The organism is Streptosporangium vulgare, assembly GCF_042428775.1.
In the GTDB taxonomy this organism is placed as follows: Bacteria; Actinomycetota; Actinomycetes; order Streptosporangiales; family Streptosporangiaceae; genus Streptosporangium; species Streptosporangium vulgare.
This window is the reverse complement of the sequence record NZ_JBHMBS010000028.1, coordinates 80,994-106,520: the sequence shown is the minus strand read 5'-3', so window position 1 is coordinate 106,520 and position 25,527 is coordinate 80,994. Positions and strand designations below refer to the sequence as shown.

Sequence of the window (25,527 nt, the reverse complement as noted above, 5' to 3'; positions counted from 1 at the left end):
AGTCTGTGCGGGAACGGTCTGTGCGGGGACGGCGCCCGTGACCGGCTTGGTGTGAACGTCGTGTCCGTGAGTGGTGGCCATGACGGCTCCCCTTTCCCTCTGCTCCGTGATGTTCGGCGGTCTTCGTGACGTCCTCATCACACCGTCTCCCGGAGCTCCGCCACAGTGCCGTACGAACCGCGCCGCAGCCTCGAACGTCCCTGTCCCGTGGGACCTTCGGCCCTGTCACGCGGCGTACGACGGAACGCCGACGCTGTTCACGGAAGAGGGCGCCGGATCACGGATCGCGTGAACGGCCACGGCGGCGACCGTCCTGGCGGCGGCCGCGCCCGTCCTGCGCAGGCGTCCGGCACGCCCCCACTCACCGCCCGCGCGGCCGGCCACGGAACACGACCGTCGCGCTGCCGGAGCAGTCGAAGCAGTCGGCGTGCACGCGGCAGCCGTGCTCGTCGTTGTGGGTACTCGTCGTTGTGCGTGCTCGCCGGAGGAAGGCGAGGAAGGCTAGTCGGAGCTACCCTCCGGGAGGGTGTCCGCGGACATGCCCCCTTCTCCCGGGTCACCCGTCAGGTAGACGTGCTGGTGCCCCTTACCGGCGTCGACACTGATCTGATCGAGTTGTGTCGCCGCGATGGACCACGTCACGATGGCAGCGGACCGTTGACGGGCCGCCAGGTCGAGGAAGGTCTGCCGCGAGCCCTCGGGAAGCCCCGAACCGGCCGCGTACGCGTCGACCGCGATCGCCATGGCGTCCACCGCGCTCCGAAGCCCCGCACGGGCCACGTTGGTCGCGGTCGCCCCGGAGGGAGTATCCGCGTGCCTGTCGACGGCCTGCCGCACGACGCGCCGCCACCCGTCGACCTCCGCCGGCTCCGCCGACCGCGTACCGGGCTTTCCGTCCTTGGGAAGCACCTCGGCGAGCCCGGCCAGCACCCCGTTCAGCTCACCGGCGGTCACCCGGGCCGTGGCCGTCAGCTCACCGATCTGCTGGACGTCCCGCTTCGCCTCCGCCTCACGCATGTCGGCGACGGCGACCTGGGAGGAGTCGGGGAGACCGAGGAGATAACCCACCGGCCCGGCTACCGCGACGGCGGCGAGAACGGCCACGATGAGACCCGTCCGGTTGGACGAACGAACCGGCTGGGCCGGGACACGAGGTCGCCTGGCCGTTTTTGAGGACATCCCGCGACTCCTGTCACCACGACTACGTGGTCGACGGTATCGGTTTCAACAATCTACGTCCATGTGCCCGTCGAATGTCCGGCCGCCCCGCTCTTCCGGTGGTCGCCTTCAGTCGACCGTGTTTTTAATGATCTTGAAACTGTCGACCCCCTTTACAATGTAGATTTTCAACGCACCCAGAGTCACGCGGCACGACACTCATCCCTCAGGGCTTTCACGTCTCGACGCATGAAGTGCCCCTCACTCCGGGGCGGATCCCGCCGACCGGCCCCCTGCCCGCGATCACCTCCGGGCCACCCCGCCGCTCACAACGCTCCCCGCTGCGCTACAGTCACCGACTATGAAAATCGTTCCCATTTTCACGATGGGCCTCCTCCTTCTCGTACCGGCCGCCTGCGGAGGTGCGAGCGGCTCGTCCACCGGCACGGACAGGGCCGCACCCGTCGTGACGAAGCTGACGAGTTGCGGCCTCCCCCTCACGATCTCCGCGCCGCCGCGCCGGGCGGTCGCCATGGAGCAGAACGCGACAGAGATCATGCTGGCGCTGGGGCTGTCGGGCCGGATGGCGGGCACGGCCTACCGGACGGACCCGGTGCTCCCCGAGCTCGAAACCGGCTACGGCGAGGTTCCCGTCCTGGCGGCGCGGTATCCCGGCCGGGAGGCCCTGCTCGCCGCCAGGCCGGACTTCGTCTACTCGACGCGCGCCTCCGCCTACGCCCCGGACGCCGGGGGTGCCCGGGAGGAGCTGGCCAGGCTCGCGATACCGGCCTACCTCTCCTCCAACGACTGCGAGGATCCGACACTGATCCCCTCCTCCGTCACGTTCGACGCCATCTTCGGTGAGATCGGTGACATCGCGAAGACCTTCGGCGTCCCGGAGCGCGGTGAGAGCGTGGTGGCCGACCTGCGCAGGCGGCTCGAGGCGGCGAGGGACATCTCCCGCGCGAGCTCGGGCTCGAAGCTGATGTGGTACTACTCCGGGACGAAGACCCCGGCCATCGCGGGACGCGGCGGGCTGCCCGACACCATCACCACTTTCCTCGGCGCGGGCAACGCCTTCTCCGACATCCCCCGGCAGTGGGCCGAGGGGAGCTGGGAGAAGATCGCCGAGCGCGACCCGGACGTGATCGTGCTGGCCGACCTCACCCGTGGCGGTGACGGCGACAGCGCCGAGGCCAAGATGAGCTTCCTGCGCTCCGACCCCGTCGCCTCCCGGCTCACCGCGGTCAGGAAGAACCGCTTCGTCGTCGTCCCCGGATCGGCGATGGATCCCTCGATCAGAAGCGTCAGCGCCGTGGAGCAGGTCGGCGCGGGCCTGCGTGACCTTCACCGCTGACCTCGCTTACCACCCGACCGCTCCCTCCCCCTACGGAGAACCACGATGACCACTCCCCCCTCCGCCCCCGCTTCCCCCGCCGGCCCGGTGACCGCCCGGGACCTGCTGTCCGGCTGGGAGGACCAGCAGGCCGCCTACGTCGCCCACCGCGAGAACCGCTTCCAGGTGATGCTCGACGTGCTCGGCCTGCACTGCCCCGACGACCTCACCGTGCTCGACCTCGCCTGCGGGCCCGGCTCGATCACCGACCGGGTGCTGAGCCGCTTCCCCCGGGCGCGCGCCGTCGCCCTCGACCACGATCCGGTACTGACGCGGCTCGCGCGCTCGGTCCTCGCGCCCTACGACGGCCGCGCCACCGTGGTCGAGTCCGACCTGGCGCACCCGGGCTGGTCGTCGGCACTGCCCGAGGGGAGCTTCGACGCGGTGCTGACCTCCACGGCGCTGCACTGGCTCTCCCCCGGGCAGCTGCTCGCGGTCTACACCGAGCTGGCCCGGCTGCTGCCACCGGGCTCCGTACTCCTCAACGCCGACCACCTGCGCTTCGGTGACGAGAGCCCGACCCTGCGGCGGCTGTCGGCCGCCCACGACGCCGCCGTGCAGCGGGAGTCCTTCGCGGGTGGCGCCGCCACCTGGGAGCAGTGGTGGGCGCGGGCGGCCGGGCACCCCGAACTGGCCGCGTTGATGCCCGAACGCGAGCGGCGCTTCGCCGACCGGCCGCCGCAGCCTCCGGCGCCACTGGAGTTCCACCTCGCGGCGCTGCGCACCGCGGGCTTCACCGAGGTGGGAACCGTCTGGCAGTACCTGGACGACCACGTCGTCTTCGCCAGGCGATGACCTCCGATGACCTCCGACGACTTCTCACGCACCTCCGCGCCGCCCGTACCCCCCGCGACCGCTGTGCCCGCTGTGCCCGCCGTAACCGCTGTGCCCGCCGTGACCGAGACACCCGTCGCGGTCCGGCGGGGCGCCGCGGTCTCGCGGGCCGGGGGGCGACGCTCGCTCCCGGTGGCCGGTACGGGGCTGGTGCTGCTTCCCCTGTCGGTGGCGCTCGCGGTGACCGTCGGAGCCGCGGGCCTGTCGGTGGGCGACGTGTTCCAGAGCCTCGCCGCGCACCTCGGCCTCCCGGTGGAGGCCCCCAGCCCGCTGCTGGACGCGATCGTGTGGGAGCTGCGCCTGCCACGGGTGCTGCTGGCGGCGCTGGTCGGGGGTGGCCTGGCCGTGTGCGGCGCGGTCCTGCAGGCGCTGACCCGCAACCCGCTGGCCGACCCCTACCTGCTCGGCATCTCCTCCGGGGCCTCCACCGGGGCGGTGGCCGTCCTGATCCTCGGTCTGGGATCGGGGGCGGCGGCCGCCCTGACGGCGGGTGCCTTCGCCGGCAGCCTCGCGGCCTTCTGCTGCGTGCTCGCGCTCATCGGGACGGCACCGGGCGGCTCCCTGCGCGTCGTGCTGGCCGGGGTGGCGGTCTCGCAGCTGTTCAGCGCGCTGACCAGCCTGATCGTCATCTGGGCCGGTGACGCGCAGAGCACCCGCGGCGTGACGTTCTGGCTGCTGGGCTCCCTCGCCTCGGCGAGCTGGAGCACCACCGCCCTCTGCGCGGCGGCGACGGGAACCGGCCTGGCGCTGTGCTGGGCCGCCTCCCCCGCGCTGGACGCCTTCGCCTTCGGGCGTGAGACCGCGGCCTCGCTCGGCATCGCCCCGGGCAGGACCCAGCTCGTCCTGCTCGTCACCACCGCGCTGAGCACCGCGGTCCTCGTCGCCGCGAGCGGCGCCATCGGGTTCGTGGGCCTGGTCGTCCCGCACGCCGTCCGCTTCCTGGCCGGCGGCCGCCACCGCGTGCTGCTGCCGGCCTGCGCGCTGTACGGGGCGATCTTCCTGCTGTGGGCCGACACCGCCGCGCGCACGCTGTTCTCCCCGCGCGAGGTGCCCGTCGGGGTGCTCACCGCGCTGATCGGCGTCCCCGCGTTCGCGGTCATCATGCGCGGAAGGAGCGCCGGATCGTGAGCCTGGACACCCATGACGTCACCTGGAGCGCCGACGGGGTCCCCATCGTCGACGGGGTCACGGCCGGCGTGCCGGCAGGGCGCTTCACGGGCCTGATCGGTCCCAACGGCTCCGGCAAGTCAACGCTGCTACGGCTGCTGGCCGGCCTGCTGCGCCCGCGGGCCGGGACGGTCCTGCTGGACGGGCGCCGGCTGGGTGAGCTGCCCCGGCGCGAGGTCGCCCGTCGCCTGGCCGTGGTCGCCCAGGAGGTCTCCACCGACATCGACATGACCGTCGCGGACGTGGTGGCCCTCGGCCGGATCCCGCACAGGTCGCCGCTCGCCCTCATCGGCCGCGACGACCTTCGCGACGCGCGGGAGACCGAGGAGGCCCTGGAACGGTGCGGCCTGGCGGGCTGGGGAGGGCGCCGCTGGTCGACGCTGTCGGGCGGGGAGCGCCGGCGGGTCGGCATCGCCCGCGCGCTGGCCCAGCGGCCCACCGAACTCCTGCTGGACGAGCCGACCAACCACCTCGACATCCACCACCAGCTCGACCTGCTGCGGATGCTGTCCCGCGCGCCGGCCACGGTCGTCGCCGCCCTGCACGACCTGAACCTCGCGGCCCGCTACTGCGACCACCTCCTCCTGCTGGAGGCCGGGCGCCTGGTCGCCTCGGGGCCCCCCGCCGAGGTCCTGACCGAACGCTGGATCGAGCGCGTCTACCGGGTACGGGTCACACTGAGCCCGTCCCCCGGCGGCCACACCCAGCTGTGGTACTCCCCGCTGGACGAGAGGGCCTCCCCACCCTCCGGCGCTCCCGGCCCGGACGCGGCACCATGAGGACCATCCCGCCGGGAGACCGGTGATCGCGCCGGCCCCGCGGTCCGGCGGGGGTGCCGTGGCCGTTCCCCGGCACCCCCGCCGGACCGCGGGGCCGGCGCCTCACGGGCCGGGCGGCCCCAAGGTCTCCACGTCCCGGCCCCGGCATTCCGGAAATCCCGTTCACGCAGGTGAACGGGTGTTTCAGCGGGAAGATGATAGGTTCGTCCCATGACCCCGGAAGACCTCGCCAACCTCGCGCACCTACGCCGCGCCCGGGATCTGATCGACCGGGAATACGCCCGGCCGCTCGACGTGCCGACGATGGCCCGCCGCGCCCTCATGTCGCCGGCGCACTTCTCGCGGCGGTTCCGGGCGGCCTACGGCGAGACGCCCTACAGCTATCTCATGACCCGCCGGATCGAGCGGGCGATGGCGCTGCTGCGCGGCGGGATGAGCGTGACCGACGCGTGCATGGCGGTCGGCTGTACCTCGCTCGGCTCGTTCAGCTCGCGGTTCACCGAGATCGTCGGGGAGACGCCGAGCGCGTACCGCGTCCGGGAGCACAGCGCCGTGGCGGCGATGCCCGCGTGCGTGGCGAAGGTGCGGACCCGCCCGGTGCGAAACCCGCCGAGCAGTATCCGAGAAGCGGGCCGGGCCGCCGCCGCCTAACGTTGGCGGCATGACCATCGCACTCCAGTACTGCCACATCACCGTCAACGACGTGGACGAATCGCTCGCCTTCTACCGCGACGCGCTCGGCCTCGAGGTGCGCAACGACGTCGCCTCCGGCGGATTCCGCTGGGTCACCCTCGGCAGCGCGACCCAGCCGGGCCTCGAGATCGTGCTCTCCGAACCGCACGCGGGCCGTTCCCAGGCCGACGGCGACGCCCTGCAGGAGCTGCTCACCAAGGGCGTCCTGCCGATGAGCGTCTTCAGCACCGACGATCTCGACGCGACCTTCGAGCGGGTACGGGCGTCGGGCGCCGAGGTGCTGCAGGAGCCGATCGACCAGTCCTGGGGGCCGCGCGACTGTGCCTTCCGCGACCCCTCGGGCAACATGGTGCGGATCCAGCAGGAGGCCAAGGCGTAACGCTCCGCCGTGGCGACGCCACCGCCCGGCCGCCTCGCGCGCCGGGCGGGCCCGCGCCTCCATCTCACGATCCCGCTGACCAGGGCGACGTACCGGGCCGGTCCGCCGGGCTTCGTGGCGGACCGGCCCGGGGCCCGCGCGCCGCGCGGGACGATCTCCCCGCTTCAGGACGGTACGCGCGTACCGTTCCCCGTCGGAGATTCCCGGCGGGGCACCCACCACGGCTGGACGGGGCAGGACCGTCAGGTGCCGGCGGTGACCGGGACGCACTCGACGACGGTATGCCGCGCCGTGACGTCGCGCACGGCGGCGACCCGCAGCCCGGCGGCCGAGGCCAGCGCCCGGTAGTCGTCGACGGTCCGCTCCCTGCCGCCGGCCAGGACCAGCATCCGCAGGTTCATCTCCGCGAACATGGCCGGATCGGCCCCGGAGATGATCGGCGACTCAAGGATCAGCACCCGGCCGTGCCGGCCCGCCGCGTCGGCGCAGCGGCGCAGGATGGCGGTCGCCTCGGCGTCGGCCCAGTCGTGCAGCACGCGGTTGAGCACGTACGCGTCGGCGCCGCCGGGCAGCTCGTCGAAGAAGCTCCCCCCGACCGTCTCGCACCGGTCCGCCAGCCCGCGTCCGGCCAGGTATCGCCGCGCGCGTGACGCGGTGTCCGGCAGGTCGACCAGCACGCCGCGCAGGCCGTCGTGGCGCAGCAGCAGCTCGGCCAGCAGCACTCCGGTACCGCCGCCGACGTCGGCCACCCGGGTCAGCGCCGGCCAGTCGTAGCCCTCCGCCAGCTCGCCGTACCCGGCGTTGGCCGCCATCGTCGCGTCGAAGGAGGCGCTCAGCTCGGGGTTCGCGTCGAGATGGTCCCAGAACGGCGCGCCGAACACCGCCGGCCAGGCCGGCCGGCCCGTCCGCACCGTGTCCGCCAGGCCGGTGAAGGCCAGGTCCATCCGGCCGCCGAACCCGTCCAGGTCCAGCCACCGCCATGCCGCGGACGGGTGGTCCCGGCGCAGCAGGGCGGCCGTCCCGTTCGCCGCGAACGTGCCCGGCCGGGGTTCGGCGAACACGCCGCGCCCGACCAGGTGGCGCAGCAGCCTTCCCAGCGCGTCCGGGTCCGTGCCCGTCTTCGCGGCCAGGTCGCCGATGTCCGATCCGTCCTCGTCCACCAGATCGGGCAGCCGCAGGGTCACGGCCACCCGGAGCGCCATCGGGGTCACCAGATCCATCAGCGGCGTCAGGGCCCGCCACGTGCCGAACCCGTCCAGATCGGCGTCGCCGGTCGCGGTCATCTCGGTCGTCGCGGACGTCTCGGTCGTCTCGTCGTTGCTCGTCATTCGCACCTCCTGCCCATATGGTGCGCGCCGGGGCCTGCCCCGTCTTGGACGAATCGGCGGTGCCGCCGGGCTTTTCTCCGCGTGGCCCGCCGCTGATGCGGGTCCACGATTTCAGGGTTGAGCTGATCATATTCGATCGAATATTGACACAAGATATTTCAAAGTATTCACTTTTGATCATCCATCCGTGTTGGGCGCACGCCATGCCGGCCCGCGGCAGGTGCCCGCGAAACCGCAGCAGGGAGACCGCCGTTGGAGGCTTCGCCGGTGACGAGAACGTCCGCGCCGGTCATGACGACCACCGTCAGGACTTCGAGCCCCGCGGGGTCGTCGAGCTCACGCGCGGTCACCGGCCGCTGACGCTCGTCACCGGAGACCCGGCGCGGACCGGCCGGTGCGAGGAACCGATGTCCGGCTCCCCTCCCGCCTCGCCAGGCCGATCCGCGACCCGGGCCACCACCGCCGGCCCCGCCAGGTCCCGCATCTCCGAACCCCCACCCCCCTGAGGAGATCCCATGCAACGAGTACGCCCTCGGCGACGGCTGCTGCACGCCGTCGTCGTCTGCGTCGTCGGCCTCGCCATGCTCGTCGTCGGCACGCCGCAGGCCGGCGCCGCCCCGGCCCAGCCGTCGCCGTTGACGACGCCGTGGACGGGCCAGGCGTTGAACGGCACGCCGCTGCCGGAGTACCCCCGCCCGCAGATGACCCGGCCCGACTGGCTGAACCTCAACGGAGAGTGGCAGCTGCGGCAGTCGGCCACGAACGACGCCCCCGTGTTCGGGCAGACGCTGCCGGAGCGCGTCAACGTGCCGTTCCCGGTGGAGTCGGCCCTGTCGGGCGTCAAGCGCCCGGCGAACGACAACCGCTACTACCTGTTCTACCGCCGGACGTTCACCGTGCCGGCCGGCTGGAGCGGCCGCCGGGTGCAGCTGCACTTCGGTGCCGTGGACTGGCAGACGACCGTGTGGGTGAACGGCGTGCAGGTCGGCGGGCACACCGGCGGCTACGACCGGTTCGAGTTCGACATCACCCCGCAGCTCAACGGCGGGACGAACGAGCTGGTCGTGCGGGTCTTCGACCCGTCGGACTCCGGGGTGAACGGGACCAACCCCGCCCGCGGCAAGCAGGTCCGCAACCCGGGCGGCATCATGTACACGCCGTCGTCGGGCATCTGGCAGACGGTGTGGCTGGAGCCGACGCCGACCTCGTCGATCTACAGCGTCGACTTCTACCCGAACCTCGCCAACAACACCCTGCGGGTGCGCGTGTTCACCCGCGGCGACGTCTCGGGGCACTCGGTGTACGCCGAGGCGCTGAACGGCTCGACCGTCGTCGGCACCGCGACCGGCGGGTTCACCGACTTCAGCGTCCCCGTTCCCAACGCGCGGCGCTGGTCGCCGGACGACCCCTTCCTGTACAACCTGCGGATCTCCCTGCGGAACGACGCGAACGCGACCGTCGACCAGACGACGCACTACTTCGGGATGCGCGAGGTCGGCAAGGCCACGGTCAACGGGCGGCTCGCGCTGACGCTCAACGGCCAGTTCGTCATGCAGAACGGCGTGCTGGACCAGGGATTCTGGCCGGACGGCCTGTACACGGCGCCGACCGACGCCGCGCTGGCGAGCGATCTGCAGAAGACCAAGGACCTCGGCTTCAACATGGTCCGCAAGCACATCAAGGTGGAGCCGCAGCGGTGGTTCTACCACGCCGACCGCCTCGGCCTGCTGGTCTGGCAGGACATGCCGAGCATGGGCGGGGGCGACGCCACCCACCACGCGCAGTGGGAGAGCGAGCTGAGGGAGGTCGTCGACGAGCACCGCTCGTCGCCCGCGGTCGTCGCCTACGTCCCGTTCAACGAGGGCTGGGGCGAGTGGAACCTCGCCGACACCACCCGGATCGTCCAGAACGTCAAGAACCAGGACCCGACCAGGCTCGTCAACGCGCACAGCGGCTACAACTGCTGCGCCTCCAAGGGCGACCCGGGCAACGGCGACATCATGGACTGGCACATCTACGTCGGCCCCGACGCGCCGACACCGACGAGCACCCGGACCTCCGTGCTCGGCGAGTACGGCGGGCTGGGCGTGCGCACCCCCGGTCACGAGTACAGCCCCAACGGCCAGTTCGGCGCGTACGAGACGCACCCGAACGCGCAGTCGATCACCGACCGGTACGTGAGCCTCGTCGCCCAGTCGGCGAACCTCATGCACGCCCGCGGGCTCAGCGCGCTCGTCTACACGCAGCCGTTCGACGTCGAGGGCGAGGTCAACGGCTTCTGGACCTACGACCGGCAGGTGATGAAGTTCGACGCCGCCCGGGTGAGGGCGGCCAACCTGGGCATCATCGCGGCGTCGAAGCGGCTGAACACCGCCCCGCCCCCGCCCGGCCGGCCGATCAGCGCCCCCGGGAACAAGTGCGTGGACGTGGCCGCCGACGACACCGGCGGCAACGGCGCCGCCGTGCAGGTGTGGGACTGCCAGATCCACGCCGCCGACCAGCACTGGACGTGGAACGGCACGATGCTGCGCACGCTCAACCGGTGCCTGGACGCGACGGCGAACACGCCGGTCCAGCTGTGGGACTGCAACGGCGGCGGCGCCCAGCAGTGGGTGCCGCAGGCCAACGGCGCGCTGCTCCATCCGCAGTCGGGCCGCTGCCTCGACTTACCGAACGGCTCCTCGGTCAACGGGACCAGGCTCCGGCTGTGGGACTGCAACGGCAGCCTGGCGCAGACGTTCCGGCTGGGCGGGGGCTCCGGCGGGGCCACGTTCGTCAACGGCCCCGGCGGCAAGTGCGTGGACGTGGCCGCCGACGACACCGGCGGCAACGGCGCCGCGGTGCAACTGTGGGACTGCCAGCCCTACGCGGTCGACCAGCACTGGGCGTGGGACGGCATGGCGCTGCGCACGCTGAACCGGTGCATGGACGTGACCGGTAACGCGACGGCGAACGGGTCGCCGGTCCAGCTGTGGGACTGCAACGGCGGCGGCGCCCAGCGGTGGGTGCCGCAGGCCAACGGCGCGCTGCTCAACCCGCAGTCCGGCCGCTGCCTCGACTCACCGGACGGTTCCACGGCCAACGCCGCGAGACTGCGGCTGTGGGACTGCAACGGCAGCCTGGCGCAGACGTTCAGGAGGCAGTAGCCCGGCGGGGTGGGTGCGGAAGCCACGGCTCCCGCACCCACCCCCGGTCCACGCCCGGTCCGGGCGTGGAGTGGCGGGATCGTCCGCGTCCCGGGTACCGCCTTCCCCGGAAACCGAGAAGACCGGACTCCTCACCTGGCGTGATCACGAAATGTGCGTGATCATTGGACCCACCATGCAGCGCCGTGCTCCCGCCCGTACCGTCGTCGCGGGATCGGGCGCCGTCGCCCTCTCCGGCCTCCCCCGGCATCACGGACGCCGCGCCGGCGTCGCCCGTGACGACCGGCCCCCTCCACGCTGACCTCTCCGCCACCCCTCGTCCGAAGAAAGAAGAAAGAGGACACACCCCCCATGGCTCTCGCCGGTGTCTTCCTGCCCGTCGCCCTCGCGGTCATCATGTTCGGCCTCGGTCTGGGCCTGACGATCGCCGACTTCCGCCGCGTCGTCGCCTATCCCAAGGCCACCCTGGTCGCGCTCGCCTGTCAGATCCTGCTGCTGCCCGCCATCTGCTTCGGCCTGGTGCTCGCCTTCGGCCTGCCGCCCGCGCTCGCCGTGGGCATGATGCTCCTCGCCGCCTCCCCCGGCGGGACCACCGCCAACCTCTACAGCCACCTGTTCGGCGGCGACGTCGCGCTCAACGTGACGCTCACCGCGATCAACTCCGTGCTGGCCGTCGTCACGCTGCCGCTGGTCACCAACCTGTCGCTGAGCTACTTCGCCGCCGACTCGGCCGCGCTGGGCCTGCAGTTCGACAAGACCGTCCAGGTGGTCGCGATCGTGCTCGTCCCCGTCGCGATCGGCATGGCCGTCCGGGCGTGGCTGCCGAGGTTCGCCGACCGGATGAACACGCCCGTGAAGATCGCCTCCGCTGTCATCCTGGTCCTGGTGATCGCCGGTGCCCTGCTGCAGGAGCTGCACAACCTCGGCGGCTACATCCGCTCGGTCGGCGCGGTCACACTGGTGTTCAGCGTGCTCAGCCTGGCCATCGGCTACTGGGTGCCGCGCCTGGCCGGAATCGGGCGCGGCCAGGCCGTCGCCTCCTGCATGGAGATCGGCATCCACAACGCCACGCTGTCCATCGCGGTCGCGCTCACGCTGCTGGGCGATACCCGGATGGCCGTCCCGGCCGCCACCTACGGCGTGCTGATGTTCTTCACCGCCGCCGCGGCCGGGTTCCTGCTCAGGTCCCGTACGGCCCAGGTCCCCTACGACGAGGCCCGCCCCTGACGCGGCGGCACGCACGGCACGCACGGCACGCACCGGGCCGTACCCCGGCGGTGAGCGCCACCGGGGTGCGGCCGCCCGGTCACGGTGATTCCACGGCCGGCCCTCGCGAAGGGCCGGCCGAGCCGCCCCCCCTGCCGACACCCGTCGCCCCGGTTTCCGGATCCGGTTTCCGGACGGCGGGACGGGCCTGGGATACCCTATGTTTACGTAAACATATGCTTGACGATCCCCCTGTGACGACAGGCAGGAGTGGCAGTGACAGCTGATCACGGACCCCGCTGGCTTCGCTGGCCCTCGGAGACCTCGCGGCGCCGGTTCGCCTTCGGCGCGGACTACAACCCGGAACAGTGGCCCCGGGAGGTGTGGCGGGAGGACGTCCGGGCGATGCGCCACGCCGGGGTGAACATCGTCTCGCTGGCGATCTTCTCGTGGGCCCGGCTCCAGCCGCGCGCCGACCGGTGGACCTTCGACTGGCTGGACGAGGTGATGGATCTCCTGCACGCGCACGGCATCGCCGTGGACCTGGCGACCGCCACCGCCTCCCCGCCACCGTGGCTGACCGCCAGGCACCCGGAGATCCTCCCCGTCGACCACGACGGCCGCACGCTGTGGCCGGGCGGGCGCCAGCACTGGCGCCCGACGTCGCCGATCTTCCGCGAGCACGCCCTGCGCCTGGTCCGGGCCATGGCGAGGCGGTACGGGAGCCATCCCGCGCTGGCCGCGTGGCACGTCTCCAACGAGCTCGGCTGCCACAACGTCTACGACTTCTCCGAGGACGCCGCCACGGCGTTCCGCGCCTGGCTGCGCGACCGGTACGGCACGGTGGAGGAGCTGAACCAGGCGTGGGCGACGGCGTTCTGGTCCCAGACCTACGACGACTGGGCGGAGATCCTGCCGCCGCGCCTGGCCACCTCCTACGCCAACCCCACCCAGCAGCTCGACTTCAAGCGGTTCTCCTCCGACGCCCTGAAGGACTATCTGCGGGCCGAGCGCGACGCGCTGGCCGAGCTGACGCCCGAGATCCCGGTCACCACCAACTTCATGGTCATGGGCGAGACCAAGGGGATGGACTACGCCGACTGGGCGTGTGAGGTCGACTTCGTCTCCAACGACCACTACGTGACGACCGGCCCGCAGGCGCGGGACGAGCTGTCGTTCTCGGCCAACCTGACCGGCCGGCTCTCCGGGGGCGAGCCCTGGTTCCTGATGGAGCACTCCACCGGCGCGGTGAACTGGCAGCCGGTCAACACGCCCAAGAAGCCCGGCGGCCTGGCCCGCGACTCGCTGACCCACGTGGCGTACGGGGCGGACGCCGTGTGCTTCTTCCAGTGGCGGCAGTCGGCGGGAGGGGCCGAGAAGTACCACTCGGCGATGGTCCCGCACGCCGGCACGGACAGCGAGGTCTTCCGCTCGGTCGTGGACCTCGGCGCGACCCTGGAGAGGCTCGCGCCGGTCGCGGGGACGCGCCGCCGTCGCGCCCCGGCCGCGATCGTGTTCGACTGGGACTCCTGGTGGGCGAGCGAGCTGGACTCCCACCCCACGTCACGGCTGCGGTACCGGCAGGAGGCCCTGGACTGGTACTCGGCGTTCGCGGCGGCCGGGGTGCGGGTCGACGTCGTCACCTCCGCCGAGTCGTTCCCGCACTACGACCTGCTCGTCGCCCCGATCCTGCACGTCGTCCCGCGGGGGCTCGCCGACCGCCTGGGCGCGTACGCGGCCGGCGGCGGCCATCTCGTCACCACCTATTTCTCCGGCATCGTGGACGAGCACGACCACGTGTGGCTCGGCGGCTACCCCGGCGCGCTGCGCGAGCTGCTCGGCATCCGGATCGAGGAGTTCGGGCCGCTGCTGGACGGCGACCGGGTGGACCTCGATCTCGGCGTCTCCGGCACGCTGTGGAGCGACCGGATCGACGTCACCGGACCGGACGTCGAGGTCGTCGCCCGCTACACCTCCGGCGAGCACGCGGGCCGGCCCGCCGTCACCACCCGCCGGGTCGGGACCGGCTCGGCGTCCTACGTCTCGACCAGGCTCGGCCCCGAGGGCCTGGGCCCGGTGCTCTCGCGGTTCCTGGCGACCGGCGGGGTGCGCGGCGAACTCCCGGAGGCCGTCGCCGGGTCGGTGGAGCTCGCGATCCGCACCGGTGACGACGCCGACTACTGGTTCCTCATCAACCGCACCGACGAGAGCGTCACCGTGGGCGATGCCGGTGAGGTCGCGGGCGAGGTCCTCCAGGCGCCGTGCCTGGCCTCGGACCTCACCCTCGCCCCCCGCCAGGTGTGCGTCCTGCGCCGCGCGCACGAGACCCCGCCCGTCTCCTGACGCCCGCGCTCCCGCGCGTACGGCTTCCGGCGTACGCGCGGGACGGGCAGCCCCTCTCCCAACGGCCCGTCACGGGGGGGTGGGTCCCGCCGCCGGCCCCGATGGGCGGCGGGACGAGGGGTGCGGCGGGGTCATCGGACGTTGAAGCCCTGTTCCCTGCCGTACTTGATGGAGGCGTCCTGCCAGGCCTTCAGGCCGTCCTGCAGGGTGGTGCCGCTGATGTAGGCCTTGCCCGCGGTGTCGTTGAAGATCCGGTTGGCGTAGACCTGGTAGGGCAGGTAGGACCAGCCCGGGACGACCTGGCCCGCCGACTCGGCGAGGACCTGGTTGACCGGCTGGTCGCCGAAGTAGGGGAACTTCTTGTCCTGGAAGGTCTTGGAGGCCAGCTCCGCGGTGGTCGCGGGGAACGCTCCGCCGTCCAGCCGGGTCCGCACCCCCTCGTCGACGCCGGCGTACTTGAGGAAGGCGTAGGCGAGCGCCTTGTTGGCGCTCGCCTCGGGGATGGCGAGCGAGCTGCCGCCGCTCTCCGAGGTGGCCTTGCCGCCGCTCTCCCACTGCGGCATGGGGGCGACCCGCCACTTGCCGAACCCGGCCTTGACGCCGGTCTCGAGGTTGGCGGGCATCCAGGCGCCGATCACGAGGGTGGCGATGGTGCCGTCGCCCAGGCCCTTGTACCAGGCGTCGGTCCATCCGTTGATCGGCGCGAGAAGCCTGTCGCTGACGAGCTGCTGCCAGGCCGTGGTGAACTTCCGCGTGCCGGCGTCACCGAAGTCGACGCTCACCGTGGTGCCCTCGACCTTGTACGGCCTGCCGCCGGCCTGCCAGATCATGCTGGTGGCGAACCCGGGGTCGCCGGTGTCACTGGTGATGTACGACTTGGGGTCGGCGGCGTGCAGTTTCCTCGCCGCCTCGATGTACTCCGCCCAGGTGGCCGGGACCTCGATCTCGTGCTTGTCGAAGACCTCCTTGTTGTAGAACAGGGCCATCGGCCCGGAGTCCATGGGCATGCCGTAGATCCCGCCTCCGGAGCGGACGGAGTTCCAGGGGCCGGGGGTGAAGGTGCCTTCGAGCTTGTCCGCGCCGAAGCCCTTCAGGTCGGCGACCGACTTGGCGAGCACGAACTGCGGCAGGGCGAAGTACTCGATCTGCGCGATGTCGGGGATGCCCGACCCGGCCTTGATCACGTTCTGCAGGGCGGTGTAGTGGTCGTTGCCGGTGCCGGCGTTGACCAGGTTGACCTTCACCTTCGGGTGCTTGGCCTGGAAGTCGGCGACCACCTGCTTCAGGGTCGGCTCCCAGGCCCAGATCGTGATGCTGCCACCGGCGTCCAGCGCGGCCTGGAGGTCCGTGGCGGATACGTTCTGGGCGGGAGCCGCGGCTCCGGAGCCGCCGTCACCGGAGGGGGCGCAGGCGGCGGTCGTCAGCGACACCGACAGTACGGCCAGGGCGGTGCCCAGCAGGAGGGCGTGGCGGCGGGTTGTCGTCATGGATGTCCCTTTCGTGGTCGTACCTGGGGACGGTCGGGCACGGCCTCGGTCACTCCTTGACGCTTCCGGCGGCCAGGCCCGACTGCCAGTACCGCTGGAGCAGCAGGAACGCCGCGATCAGCGGGACGATGGTGAGCAGCGAACCGGTGATCACGAGGTTGAAGATCGCCTCGCCGCCTATGGTCGACGCCTGGGCGTTCCAGCTCTTGAGGCCGAGGGTGAGCGGATACCAGTCCGGGTCCTTCAGCATGATCAGCGGCAGGAAGTAGTTGTTCCACGTCGCGACGACCGTGAACAGCAGGACGGTGACGATCCCGGGCGCCAGCAGCGGCAGGCCGATGCGCAGGAACGCCTGGAACTCCCGCGCCCCGTCCACCCGCGCCGACTCCAGGATCTCGTCCGGGACGGCGTCGGCGGCGAACGTCCACATGAGATAGAGGCCGAACGGCGAGACCAGCGACGGGATGATGATCGCCCACGGCGTGTTGGTCAGGCCCAGGCCGGAGAACATCAGGAACGTCGGGACGGCCAGCGCGGTGCCGGGCACCGCGACCGCGCCGATGACGACGGCGAAGACGGCCCTCTTGCCGGGGAAGTCGAACTTCGCCAGCCCGTACCCGGCGACCGTGGCGAGCAGCGTCGCGCCGCCCGCGCCCACGACCACGTAGAGCAGGGTGTTGAGCAGCCAGCGGGTGAAGATGCCTCCGTCGTAGGTGAAGGTGTCGGCGATGTTGCCGAACAGCGCGAAGTCGGCGTCGAACCACAGGCCGAACGAGGCGAACAACCCCTCCTGCGTCTTGGACGCGTTGATCAGCAGCCAGACCAGCGGGAGCAGCGCGTAGACCAGCATGATCGAGGTCAGGGCGGTCAGCGTGGCGCTGCGCCGGACCCGTCGTCCGGAATGCGGTCCGGAATGCCGTTCGGGGCGCCGGCGACCGCGCCGGATCACCAGCGGGCCGGACGAGGCCCGCGGGCGGGGCTTCCGGCCGGTCGCGGGGGTGGCGGTCACGATCGGTCCTCCTTCCTCATGCCGCGGAGCTGGACGACGTAGGCGATGATCATCGTGATCACGCCCATCACGATGGCGACGGTCGCCGAGTAGTCGAACCGCTGGCCGTCGAAGGACAGCGAGTACGCGTAGAGGTTCGGCGTCAGGTAGGTCGTGATCGCGTTCGGCGCCAGGGTCTTGAGGATGCTTGGCTCGTTGAAGAGCTGGAAACTACCGATGATCGAGAAGATCGTCGCGATCAGCAGCGCCCCGCGCAGCGCGGGGAGCTTGATCGCGTAGACGATCCGGAGCTGGCTCGCCCCGTCGATCTCCGCGGCCTCGTACAGGGACGGGTTGACCACGCGCAGGGCGGAGTACAGGATCAGCATGTTGTAGCCGACGAACTCCCAGGTCACGATGTTGCCGATCGAGGCGAGGATCAGATCGGCCGACAGCGGGTCCGGCAGCGACAGCCCGAACGTCTCGTTCAGGTTGCCGACGAGACCGAACCGGTCGCCGTACATGAAGCCCCACATCAGCGTCGCGACCACCGCCGGTACGGCGTAGGGCAGGAACACCGAGATGCGGAAGAAGCTCGTCCCGTACAGCCGGCCGCTGTCGATCGCGAGGGCCACCAGGAGCGACAGGAACAACATGATCGGGACCTGCACGACCAGGAAGAGCGTCACGTTGCCGAAGGCGGACCAGAACTGCGGGTCGGCCAGCGCCGCGAGGTAGTTGTCGGCGCCGACGAAGGCGGTCCCGCCGACCAGCCGGGTGCGGAACAGGCTCAGGTGGACGGAGTAGACGACCGGCGCCAGGAAGACGAGCGCGAACACCGCGAGGAACGGCCCGACGAACCGCCACCCCGCCCACGACCGCTTCCCGCCTGGCGCCACCTTGCGCTTCCTCCCCGGCGCCGCCCTCCGGCCGACCGGCGTGCTCACCCGTGGTGTTGCGACCACCGGTTCCCTCCCGCTCTCGTGCAATGTTTACGTAAACATCACGCCCAGAAGGAAGTCCGACCAGAACCAACACAGGGTTACAATTGGTAATCCGTTAGTAATGATTACGTAAACGTCCGTGCGGTATCGTGACACCGGTCACAGAGGTCGTCAAGGTTTCCCCCGGCGCCAACGGCCGTCCGAAGACACCCGAAAGGCGGAGACGATGAGCGGCGGTGGCCGGCAGCAGCCGGGAACGACACACGGCGGCGCGCAGCGCGGCGGGTCGAGCGTGCCGGGCGGACGCCGCAAGCAGCGCGTCTCCATGGCCGACGTCGCCACGCTGGCGGGCGTCTCGTCCCAGACCGTGTCCCGGGTCTCGAACGGCCACCCGGGAGTGATCGACTCGACCCGCGAGCACGTGCTCGCGGCGATGCGCGAGCTGGGCTACCGGCCCAACAGCGCGGCCCGCGCGCTGCGGTACGGCCAGTTCAACACCATCGGCGTCATCCTCTTCAGCCTCGCCTCCACCGGCAACAGCCGCACGGTGGAGGCGATCGCCACCCACGCCGCCGCCGAGGGGTACGCCATCACGCTGATCCCCGTCGACGTGCCGACCCAGGACAACGTGCTGGGCGCGTTCACCCGGATGGGCGAGCTCGCCGTGGACGCGGTCATCGTCATCATCGAGATACACCTGCTCGACGCGGGCACCGTGACCCTGCCCCCCGGGGTCCACGTCGTCATCGTCGTGGACTCCGACGCCGGCGACCGCTACAGCGTCGTCGACACCGACCAGGCCGACGGGGCCCGGCGGGCCGTCAACCACCTGCTCGACCTGGGGCACCGGACCGTCTGGCACGTGACCGGACCGCGGACGTCCTACGCCGCCCAGCGCCGCACCCAGGCCTGGCGCACCACGCTGGAGGAGGCCGGGCGGCCGGTGCCGCCGCCCCTGCCCGGCGACTGGTCGGCCGAGTCCGGCTACGCCGCCGGTCTCGCGCTCGCGGACGAGCCCGGCTGCACGGCGGTGTTCGTCTCCAACGACCAGATGGCCCTCGGGCTGCTGCGCGCCCTGCACGAACGCGGCCGGGTGGTCCCCGACGAGATCAGCGTGGTCGGCTTCGACGACATCCCCGACTCCGCCTTCTTCATCCCGCCCCTGACGACCGTCCACCAGGACTTCGCGGAGGTGGGCAGGAGGTGCGTGCAGCGGGTCCTGGTCCAGATCCGCGAGAACCAGACCTCCCTGCCGGGCACCGACCTCGTCCCGACCCGCCTGGTGGTACGGAACAGCACGGCCTCCCCCGGAAGGTGACCCGGGCCCGGCCCGGCCCGGCCCGGCGGACGCGGGATGCCTCCCTCGCGCGGAACGCGAACCGGGGTGGACGTGCCATGCCGACCCGCACGGAACCCGAACCGGGGACGGGCGCGGAGTGCCCGCCCCGCGCGAACCGCGAAGCGCGAACCGACGACGGAGACGGAGATGGAGCGCCGCCCTCGCGCGGAGCGCGAGGGCGGGGACGCCCGGCGGCCCCGGAGCCGTTTCCGGGGACCGCCGGGCGTCCTCACCGCCCGGCTAGCCGCCGAGCGTGACGCGCAGGATCCTCTCGTCGCTGTTGTTCGGCGTGCTGTCCTTGTCTCCGGTGTTGGAGGTGGTCAGCCACAGGCCGCCGTCCGGGGCGGGCTCCACGGTGCGCAGCCGGCCGTACGTGCCGTTGAAGTACGTCTGCACGTTGGTCAGGGAACTGCCGCTGATCACCGCGCGGTACATCCGGGTGCCGCGCTGGCAGGCCACGTACAGCGCGTCGCGCACGATGGCGATGCCGGAGCAGGAGCCGTCCGCGGTGGGGTAGGTGCGCTTGGGAGCGATGAACCCGGCGGTGCCGCAGGCGCCGCTGGTGCCCTCACACGCGGGCCAGCCGTAGTTGCCGCCCCGGGTGATGAGGTTGGTCTCGTCCATGACGCTGTTGCCGAACTCCTGCTCCCACAGCCGGCCCTGGGAGTCGAACGCCAGCCCCTGCGGGTTGCGGTGCCCGTAGCTCCACACCTGGTTGCCGAACGGGTTGTCCGACGGCACGCTGCCGTCCGGGTTGATCCGCAGGATCTTGCCGTTGAGGTTGGCCGTGTTCTGCGCGTGGTCGCCGTTCTGCGCGTCGCCGGTGCTGGCGTACAGCTTGCCGTCCGGGCCGAACCGCAGGCGGCCGCCGTCGTGGTACTTGTTGCGCAGGATCCCGCTGACCAGGATCTGCTCGGTGGCGGTGTCGAGCCTGTCGTTCTCCAGCTTGATCCGCACGATCCGGTTGTCGGTCGGCGAGGTGTGCATGACGTACACCCAGCGGTCGCTGTTGAAGGTGGGCGAGATCTCCAGGCCGAGGAGGCCGCCCTCGCCGTCGGTGCCGGCCACGTTCGGTACGGTGCCCACGGTCGTCTTCGCGCCGGTGGCGGGGTTGAGGCGGATGATGTCGTCGGCGTCGCGGCGGCTGTAGAGGATCGTGCCGTCGGGAAGCGTGACCAGTCCCCACGGGATGTCGGTGTCGGTCGCGACCTGCGTCACCGTGCACACCGGGTTGCCGCACGCCGCGCCGGTGGTCGCCGTCGCGGTGTCGCTGCGCGCCGAGACGTTGGCCTGCCCGTCACGGGCCACCACGTAGTACTGGTAGCTCGTGCTGCCCGCCAGCCCGCTGTCGATGAAGGTGGTGGCCGGAGGGGTGCCGTTGACCGCGCCGACCTTGGCGCCGCCGCGGTAGACGTCGTAGGCCCGGACCCCGACGTTGTCGGTCGAGGCGGTCCACCTCAACGTCACCGTGGTGCCGGACGCGGAGGCGGTGAGCTGCGACGGGGCGCTCGGCGCCTGGGTGTCGGCCTGGCACTGCGGCGGGGTGATCGTCACCGTGGTGCTCGCCTGCGAGACGTTGCCCGCGGCGTCGCGCGCGTTGACGTAGAGGCCCCAGGTCGCCCCGGCGACCACGGTGAGGCCGGTGGACAGCGTGGTGCCGCTCACCGTCTTCATCTGCTGGCCGTCGTGGTAGATGTCGTAGAAGGCCACTCCCACGTTGTCCGTCGAGGCGTTCCACGCGAACGTCACCGAGTCGCACGTCAGGTTGCTCACCCTCGGGCCGCCCGGCACCGTCGGGGGCTGGGTGTCGGAGCTCCCGGCGGACGTCCGCCACTTCTGGTTGTTCCGCCCGGTGCAGGTCCACAGCCCCACCAGGGTGCTGTTGGCCGTGCCCTCGCCGGTCACGTCCAGGCACAGGCCCGACTGCACACCGGTGACGGTGCCGTCGGAGTTGATCCTCCAGCGCTGGTTGGCGCCGTTGTTGCAGGTGTGGATCTGCAGCGCGGCCGGGGCGGTGGTGTCCTGGCCGACCACGTCCAGGCACATCGTGTCGCCGTACACCCGGAGCTCGCCTGCCGCGGTGAGGTTCCAGGACTGGTTGGCCTGCCCGTTGCAGTCGTAGATGTTGACGCCGGTTCCGGAGGCCGTGCTGTTGCCGATCACATCGAGGCAGCGGCCGGAGGCCACGCCGACCACGGTCGACGGCGCCGCCGAGGCGGGCGCCGCGCCCGCCACCGTCATGGTGAGCGCGGCCGCCACCGCGGCCAGCGCTGCCACCAGCGCACGCGGCCACGGCCTTCGGCGGTTGATCGAGGAGGGTGTTCGCACCGGTTCTCCAAGGGGGGATTGTCAGCGGGGGTTCCGAGGTGAGCTGATCGTCGGCCTCTGTGATGATGCCGACCGTTTTGGGAGCGTCGTGCTGACTCCCTCTGTCCGAAAAGATCAGCGGGAAACCGTCCGCGGCTCCCGTCGTGACACCCTTCTCCCCGCCCATCACCCACCCGTCCCCCACCTGGGGAGACGCTCCGGCGCGGGCCGGGCGAACGACCTCCTCAGGCCCGGTCCCGCCGGTCCCGCCGGTGACGCGGGCGGCACGTCACCGGCGGGATCGGGCCGACACGGGCCGAGCCGGGCTGAGCCGAGCCGGCACAGGGCGAGCCTGGCCGACACGGGGCGAGCCGGATCCTTCCGGGACCGGGTCAGGGCGGGCCCGGAAGGTATGCCGTCAGGCGGCGGCCCGCCCGTGTGCGCCAAGCCTGGCGGTCGCCCGGACGCCCGCCCTGCGCGACGCGGGCGAAGGCGAGGTCGGCCCCGTGCCCGGCGGGCGGTACGACGGCTCGCCGGAGACCTCGCCGGGGATCACGTCGTCACGCGGAAGGTGGCGTCGCCACGGCTCTGCGCGTCGGCGATCGGGTCGAGCCGGAGCAGGTAGTCGTAGTGCCGGATGTACCGGTCGGGGTAGTTGTACGACTGGAAGGACGTCCACGACGAGCTGGCGAGCCCGGCGACCTGGCGGAACGTGGCGTCCCCCGCGAAGGTGGCGGTGCCGTCGTCGGGCGCGAGGACGAAGTCGAACCCGTAGTGCCGCAGGTAGTACCCGGGGTAGTTCACCGACGCGAAGGACACGTAACCGTTGCCGTTCGCCAGGCCGGGCACCAGCCGGAACTGCGCGTCCTGGGCGGGGCTGATGTTCGCGTCGATGCGCACGTCGAGGTTCGCGTGCCGCACGTACCGGGTCTGGAAGTTGTACGACTGGATGCGGTTGATCGGCACTGTGGCGCCCCAGCGGCCGAGGACGCGGTTCTCCTCCGCGGCGGTCAGGTTGAGGATGGAGCCGTGGCGCTTGCGGTTGGTGCCCATGCCGTAGTCGGAGCGCGTCTGGAAGTTCCGCGTGCTGCCCAGGTTGGTGGAGGTGATGGGCATGTAGCCGCGGCCGGTGGCGAACTGGTCCAGCCACAGGGCCCACTCGTTGCGGCCGTTGAACTGCGCCCACATCGGGCCCTCCACGACGTTGCCGCCACCCGTGCCGTTGGAGATCCCCATGTGCGACAGGTTCCCGAGGGTCGTCCAGGAGCCCAGGATCGAGTTGCTCGCCTCGATCGTGATGTGGCCGTCCGCCGAGGCCCGGTAGTACCGGTAGCCGCCGACGCTGCCGGGCACGTCGACGATCTGGGTGTCGATGATGCCCTGGCTGCCGCCGCGCTCGATGAACAGCTGCGGCGCGGTGAAGCTGCGGAAGTCGCCGGTGCGCACGTACCAGATGCGGTGCTTGGTCACGCCGTTGCGAGGCGAGTTCGTCGCCCAGTACAGGACGTAGTCACCGGTCTCGGGGTTGTAGACGGCCTCGGGCGCCCAGGCGTTGCCGGCGCCGGGGATGCCGCCCGCGACGTTGATCAGCCATGGAGCCGACCAGTTCACCAGGTCGCTCGACTCCCACACGACGAGCGAGGTGCTGCCCCGGCTGGAGGCGTCGCTCCACGAGGTGCCGCCGGCGATGCGCAGGTCCGTCGCGACGATCCAGTACCGGTCACCCGCGGGAGAGCGGACGAGGGCGGGGTCGCGGACCCCTCGCGTGCCGACCGTGGAGCGCAGGACCAGCGCGCCGTTGTTCAGGTCGGTCCAGCGCAGCCCGTCGTCGCTGTGGGCGAGGTAGATCTGCTCGCCGTTCGCCGACTCCCCGGTGAAGTGCGCCATCAGGTAGCCGGTGAACGGTTCGAGGGCGGCCGCCCTCTTCGGGACGGCGAGCGACCACGACGCGAACATCAGGCAGGCGGCGAGCACCGCGCCCACCCGGGACAGGGCTTTCGACATGCGTTTCTCCTTTGGGAGTGGCACGCTTCGGGAGTGGGTACGCGACCGCGCCACACTTCGTTCCACTTACCGAACTATAAGTGTTAGCGTTAACAATCTGTGTCGCGGAAATTCACCTGCTGCAGCAATATATGATCGCCGGCGCACCGAAATGCGTGGCACACAACCCCGGCCGGACAGAGGTTACATCGGCGTCACATCAGTGTGATCGCTAACATGTGGCCGGTCAATACCTCCATGACACCCGGCCGGCGAGCGACCGTCGCCCACGAGCTGACGAGCGGCACAGGCTCTCTCGAAAGCAAAGGTCAGCGAGACTTCACCGAGCCGCCGACGACGCACGGGCCGGCCCCGTCCGGTAATCCGGGTATTGACAACCCTGCTGTGAGCGTTAACACTCTGCGAAACGCGCCAGAAACATGGACGCGATCCGATCCCCACCGCCCCATTGGCGATCCGGGGATCGGTCATCGCTCACGGATTACCGGCATCTCGGGCAGAAAGAATGTTAGCGCTAACATCAGCCCGCTCCATCGGCACCTCGATTTGACCATGGGTTCCTCCGGCCGACTCCCGGAGGGGCCCGATGTGAGGAGACGCTCATGGTCCACCGTCATGTCTCTCGCAGGACCCTGCTCAGGGCCGGACTGGCCGCGCCGGTGGGGGCCCTCGCCGCGCCCGCTCTCGGTGTGGCCCCGGCGGCACACGCGGCGCCCCTCTCCGCGGCGACGTACTCGGCCTACGTGATGGGCTACTTCAAGGAGTCGCCGAACCAGTCCGGCGACAGCTACGCCCTCCACCTGGCGGTGAGCTCCGACGGTCTCGACTGGATGCCGCTGAACCAGAACAACCCGGTCGCCACGCCGACCGCCGGCATGCAGGGCCTGCGCGACCCCTACATCCTGCGCAAGCAGGACGGCACGTTCACGGTCCTGGCCACCGACCTGAAGGGCCGCGTGTTCAATCTCAACAACCAGTACATCCACGTGTGGGACTCGGCGGACCTGACCGGCTTCTCCAACTACCGCCGGGTGCGCCTGCACACCATGAACACGCACTCCTGGGCCCCGGAGGCGTTCTGGGTCCCGTCCCGCAACCAGTACGCGGTCATCTACTCGGCGAACAACGGCACCCGCGACGTGTTCATGGTCAACTACACCAGCGACTTCGTCGGCATGGGCACGCCCCAGGTGTTCTTCGACCCGGGCTTCAGCGTGCTCGACGGTGACGTGCTCGTCGACGGCACCAACTTCTACCTGGCGTACAAGAACCTCAACGACCAGAACCTCTACGTGGCCCGGTCGACCACGGGAGCGCCGAACAGCTTCACCACGCTGACCGGCGGGCTGCGGCAGGGCGGCGGGATCGAGGCACCGATCCTGGTCAGGTCGAACACGAGCAACACGTTCTGGCTGTGGGGCGACTCCTACTCCCCCGCCAACGCGGTCTTCTACGCCTGGCAGTCGACCAACGTCAACGGCAACGCCTGGTCGGCGATCGGCCAGCGCACCTACACCGCGCCGATCAACGCCAAGCACGCCACCATCACCCCGATCACCGCGGCCGAGCGGACCGCGCTGGTCAACCGCTGGGGGGCACCGCAGTGGAACCGGCTCAAGTCGTACAACCTCCCGGACCGGTACGTGCGGCACGCGAGCGACATCGCGCGGATCGACCCCTTCCCGATGGACCCGACGGCCGACCAGCAGTGGCGGCTGGTGCCCGGCCTGGCCGACCCGGCCGGGGTCTCGTTCGAGTCGGTGAACTCCCCCGGCCGCTACCTGCGGCACGCGAACTACGCCCTCAGGCTCGATCCGAACGACAACACCTCGACGTTCCGGGCCGACGCCACGTTCTACCGGACCACCGGGCTGGCCGACGGCACGTGGGCGTCGTTCCGGTCGTACAACTTCCCGGACCGCTACCTCCGGCACTCCGGTTACGTGCTGCGCATCGACCAGCTCGGCACCGGCTCCGCCCTGGCCGCCAGGCAGGACGCCACCTTCCAGGTCACGTACTAGAAGATGGC

The 25,527-nt window shown here is 71.1% G+C and carries 19 protein-coding genes; 11 read left to right on the top strand and 8 right to left on the bottom strand.

The window, feature by feature from the left end; genetic code table 11:
- Window positions 1-501: 501 nt before the first annotated feature.
- Window positions 502-1,179: a hypothetical protein gene (locus tag ACFFRH_RS36495; protein WP_344748452.1), complete on the bottom strand. Its 678-nt coding sequence runs from the start codon at window positions 1,177-1,179 to the stop codon at window positions 502-504.
- Between the two features lie 340 nt (window positions 1,180-1,519).
- Between ACFFRH_RS36495 and ACFFRH_RS36490 the strand changes: the two genes are divergently transcribed.
- The 6 genes from ACFFRH_RS36490 to ACFFRH_RS36465 all read left to right on the top strand — a co-directional run bounded on the left by ACFFRH_RS36490 (window position 1,520) and on the right by ACFFRH_RS36465 (window position 6,406).
- Window positions 1,520-2,515 carry an ABC transporter substrate-binding protein gene (locus ACFFRH_RS36490; RefSeq protein WP_386162056.1) on the top strand — a complete coding sequence of 332 codons (996 nt, stop codon included), beginning with the start codon at window positions 1,520-1,522 and terminating at the stop codon, window positions 2,513-2,515.
- 45 nt (window positions 2,516-2,560) lie between these two features.
- Window positions 2,561-3,349: a class I SAM-dependent methyltransferase gene (locus ACFFRH_RS36485; protein ID WP_344748454.1), complete on the top strand. Its 789-nt coding sequence runs from the start codon at window positions 2,561-2,563 to the stop codon at window positions 3,347-3,349.
- 99 nt (window positions 3,350-3,448) lie between these two features.
- Entirely contained in the window at window positions 3,449-4,516 is a 1,068-nt protein-coding gene (locus ACFFRH_RS36480) for a FecCD family ABC transporter permease (protein WP_386162054.1), read from the top strand.
- The gene (locus tag ACFFRH_RS36475; protein WP_386162052.1) at window positions 4,513-5,334 is read left to right on the top strand and encodes an ABC transporter ATP-binding protein; all 822 of its coding nucleotides are present in this window, start codon (window positions 4,513-4,515) and stop codon (window positions 5,332-5,334) included. The genes ACFFRH_RS36480 and ACFFRH_RS36475 overlap by 4 nt, the downstream gene beginning before the upstream one ends.
- Before the next feature lie 210 nt (window positions 5,335-5,544).
- Window positions 5,545-5,985 carry a helix-turn-helix transcriptional regulator gene (locus tag ACFFRH_RS36470; RefSeq protein WP_344748455.1) on the top strand — a complete coding sequence of 147 codons (441 nt, stop codon included), beginning with the start codon at window positions 5,545-5,547 and terminating at the stop codon, window positions 5,983-5,985.
- A gap of 10 nt (window positions 5,986-5,995) precedes the next feature.
- Entirely contained in the window at window positions 5,996-6,406 is a 411-nt protein-coding gene (locus ACFFRH_RS36465; RefSeq protein ID WP_386162051.1) for a VOC family protein, read from the top strand.
- 242 nt (window positions 6,407-6,648) lie between these two features.
- Here the strand turns inward: ACFFRH_RS36465 and ACFFRH_RS36460 are convergent, their stop codons facing one another.
- Both ACFFRH_RS36460 and ACFFRH_RS36455 read right to left on the bottom strand, forming a co-directional pair.
- Entirely contained in the window at window positions 6,649-7,734 is a 1,086-nt protein-coding gene (locus ACFFRH_RS36460) for a methyltransferase (protein ID WP_386162049.1), read from the bottom strand.
- Between the two features lie 167 nt (window positions 7,735-7,901).
- Window positions 7,902-8,084: a hypothetical protein gene (locus tag ACFFRH_RS36455; protein WP_344748457.1), complete on the bottom strand. Its 183-nt coding sequence runs from the start codon at window positions 8,082-8,084 to the stop codon at window positions 7,902-7,904.
- Between the two features lie 165 nt (window positions 8,085-8,249).
- On the opposite strand from ACFFRH_RS36455, the gene ACFFRH_RS36450 reads away from it, so the two are divergent.
- The 3 genes from ACFFRH_RS36450 to ACFFRH_RS36440 all read left to right on the top strand — a co-directional run bounded on the left by ACFFRH_RS36450 (window position 8,250) and on the right by ACFFRH_RS36440 (window position 14,429).
- Window positions 8,250-10,880, top strand: a complete 2,631-nt coding sequence (locus ACFFRH_RS36450) for a ricin-type beta-trefoil lectin domain protein (RefSeq protein ID WP_386162047.1) — start codon at window positions 8,250-8,252, stop codon at window positions 10,878-10,880.
- Window positions 10,881-11,231: 351 nt separating this feature from the next.
- Window positions 11,232-12,107, top strand: coding sequence for a bile acid:sodium symporter family protein (locus ACFFRH_RS36445; RefSeq protein WP_386162045.1), 876 nt, complete (start codon window positions 11,232-11,234; stop codon window positions 12,105-12,107).
- A 255-nt stretch (window positions 12,108-12,362) separates the two neighbouring features.
- The gene (locus tag ACFFRH_RS36440; protein WP_386162044.1) at window positions 12,363-14,429 is read left to right on the top strand and encodes a beta-galactosidase; all 2,067 of its coding nucleotides are present in this window, start codon (window positions 12,363-12,365) and stop codon (window positions 14,427-14,429) included.
- Window positions 14,430-14,560: 131 nt separating this feature from the next.
- On the opposite strand, the gene ACFFRH_RS36435 is transcribed toward ACFFRH_RS36440, so the two are convergent.
- From ACFFRH_RS36435 to ACFFRH_RS36425, 3 genes are read right to left on the bottom strand one after another with little or no spacing between them, the layout of a single operon-like run.
- Entirely contained in the window at window positions 14,561-15,916 is a 1,356-nt protein-coding gene (locus tag ACFFRH_RS36435) for an ABC transporter substrate-binding protein (protein ID WP_386162042.1), read from the bottom strand.
- Between the two features lie 49 nt (window positions 15,917-15,965).
- Window positions 15,966-16,925 (bottom strand): carbohydrate ABC transporter permease, encoded by a 960-nt coding sequence (locus ACFFRH_RS36430; RefSeq protein WP_386162040.1) that lies wholly within the window; start codon window positions 16,923-16,925, stop codon window positions 15,966-15,968.
- Window positions 16,922-17,869 (bottom strand): carbohydrate ABC transporter permease, encoded by a 948-nt coding sequence (locus ACFFRH_RS36425; RefSeq protein ID WP_386162038.1) that lies wholly within the window; start codon window positions 17,867-17,869, stop codon window positions 16,922-16,924. Before ACFFRH_RS36425 ends, ACFFRH_RS36430 begins: the two co-directional genes overlap by 4 nt.
- A gap of 205 nt (window positions 17,870-18,074) precedes the next feature.
- Here ACFFRH_RS36425 and ACFFRH_RS36420 point away from each other — a divergent pair, with 205 nt between their 5' ends.
- Window positions 18,075-19,166: a LacI family DNA-binding transcriptional regulator gene (locus ACFFRH_RS36420; RefSeq protein WP_386162036.1), complete on the top strand. Its 1,092-nt coding sequence runs from the start codon at window positions 18,075-18,077 to the stop codon at window positions 19,164-19,166.
- Between the two features lie 261 nt (window positions 19,167-19,427).
- Here the strand turns inward: ACFFRH_RS36420 and ACFFRH_RS36415 are convergent, their stop codons facing one another.
- Window positions 19,428-21,464, bottom strand: coding sequence for a PQQ-dependent sugar dehydrogenase (locus tag ACFFRH_RS36415; protein WP_386162034.1), 2,037 nt, complete (start codon window positions 21,462-21,464; stop codon window positions 19,428-19,430).
- Between the two features lie 582 nt (window positions 21,465-22,046).
- Window positions 22,047-23,498 carry a glycoside hydrolase family 43 protein gene (locus tag ACFFRH_RS36410; RefSeq protein ID WP_386162032.1) on the bottom strand — a complete coding sequence of 484 codons (1,452 nt, stop codon included), beginning with the start codon at window positions 23,496-23,498 and terminating at the stop codon, window positions 22,047-22,049.
- Between the two features lie 602 nt (window positions 23,499-24,100).
- Between ACFFRH_RS36410 and ACFFRH_RS36405 the strand changes: the two genes are divergently transcribed.
- Complete coding sequence (locus ACFFRH_RS36405) at window positions 24,101-25,519, top strand: AbfB domain-containing protein (protein WP_386162030.1); 1,419 nt, start codon at window positions 24,101-24,103, stop codon at window positions 25,517-25,519.
- Window positions 25,520-25,527: the final 8 nt, after the last annotated feature.

Excerpts from the sequence above, each read along its gene's own strand:
- ACFFRH_RS36470 (WP_344748455.1), top strand. The coding sequence starts at position 5,545 with ATGACCCCGGAAGACCTCGCCAACCTCGCGCACCTACGCCGCGCCCGG.
- ACFFRH_RS36465 (WP_386162051.1), top strand. The coding sequence starts at position 5,996 with ATGACCATCGCACTCCAGTACTGCCACATCACCGTCAACGACGTGGAC.
- ACFFRH_RS36450 (WP_386162047.1), top strand. The coding sequence starts at position 8,250 with ATGCAACGAGTACGCCCTCGGCGACGGCTGCTGCACGCCGTCGTCGTC.
- ACFFRH_RS36485 (WP_344748454.1), top strand. The coding sequence starts at position 2,561 with ATGACCACTCCCCCCTCCGCCCCCGCTTCCCCCGCCGGCCCGGTGACC.
- ACFFRH_RS36490 (WP_386162056.1), top strand. The coding sequence starts at position 1,520 with ATGAAAATCGTTCCCATTTTCACGATGGGCCTCCTCCTTCTCGTACCG.
- ACFFRH_RS36405 (WP_386162030.1), top strand. The coding sequence starts at position 24,101 with ATGGTCCACCGTCATGTCTCTCGCAGGACCCTGCTCAGGGCCGGACTG.
- ACFFRH_RS36445 (WP_386162045.1), top strand. The coding sequence starts at position 11,232 with ATGGCTCTCGCCGGTGTCTTCCTGCCCGTCGCCCTCGCGGTCATCATG.
- ACFFRH_RS36420 (WP_386162036.1), top strand. The coding sequence starts at position 18,075 with ATGAGCGGCGGTGGCCGGCAGCAGCCGGGAACGACACACGGCGGCGCG.
- ACFFRH_RS36495 (WP_344748452.1), bottom strand. The coding sequence starts at position 1,179 with ATGTCCTCAAAAACGGCCAGGCGACCTCGTGTCCCGGCCCAGCCGGTT.
- ACFFRH_RS36410 (WP_386162032.1), bottom strand. The coding sequence starts at position 23,498 with ATGTCGAAAGCCCTGTCCCGGGTGGGCGCGGTGCTCGCCGCCTGCCTG.
- ACFFRH_RS36435 (WP_386162042.1), bottom strand. The coding sequence starts at position 15,916 with ATGACGACAACCCGCCGCCACGCCCTCCTGCTGGGCACCGCCCTGGCC.
- ACFFRH_RS36460 (WP_386162049.1), bottom strand. The coding sequence starts at position 7,734 with ATGACGAGCAACGACGAGACGACCGAGACGTCCGCGACGACCGAGATG.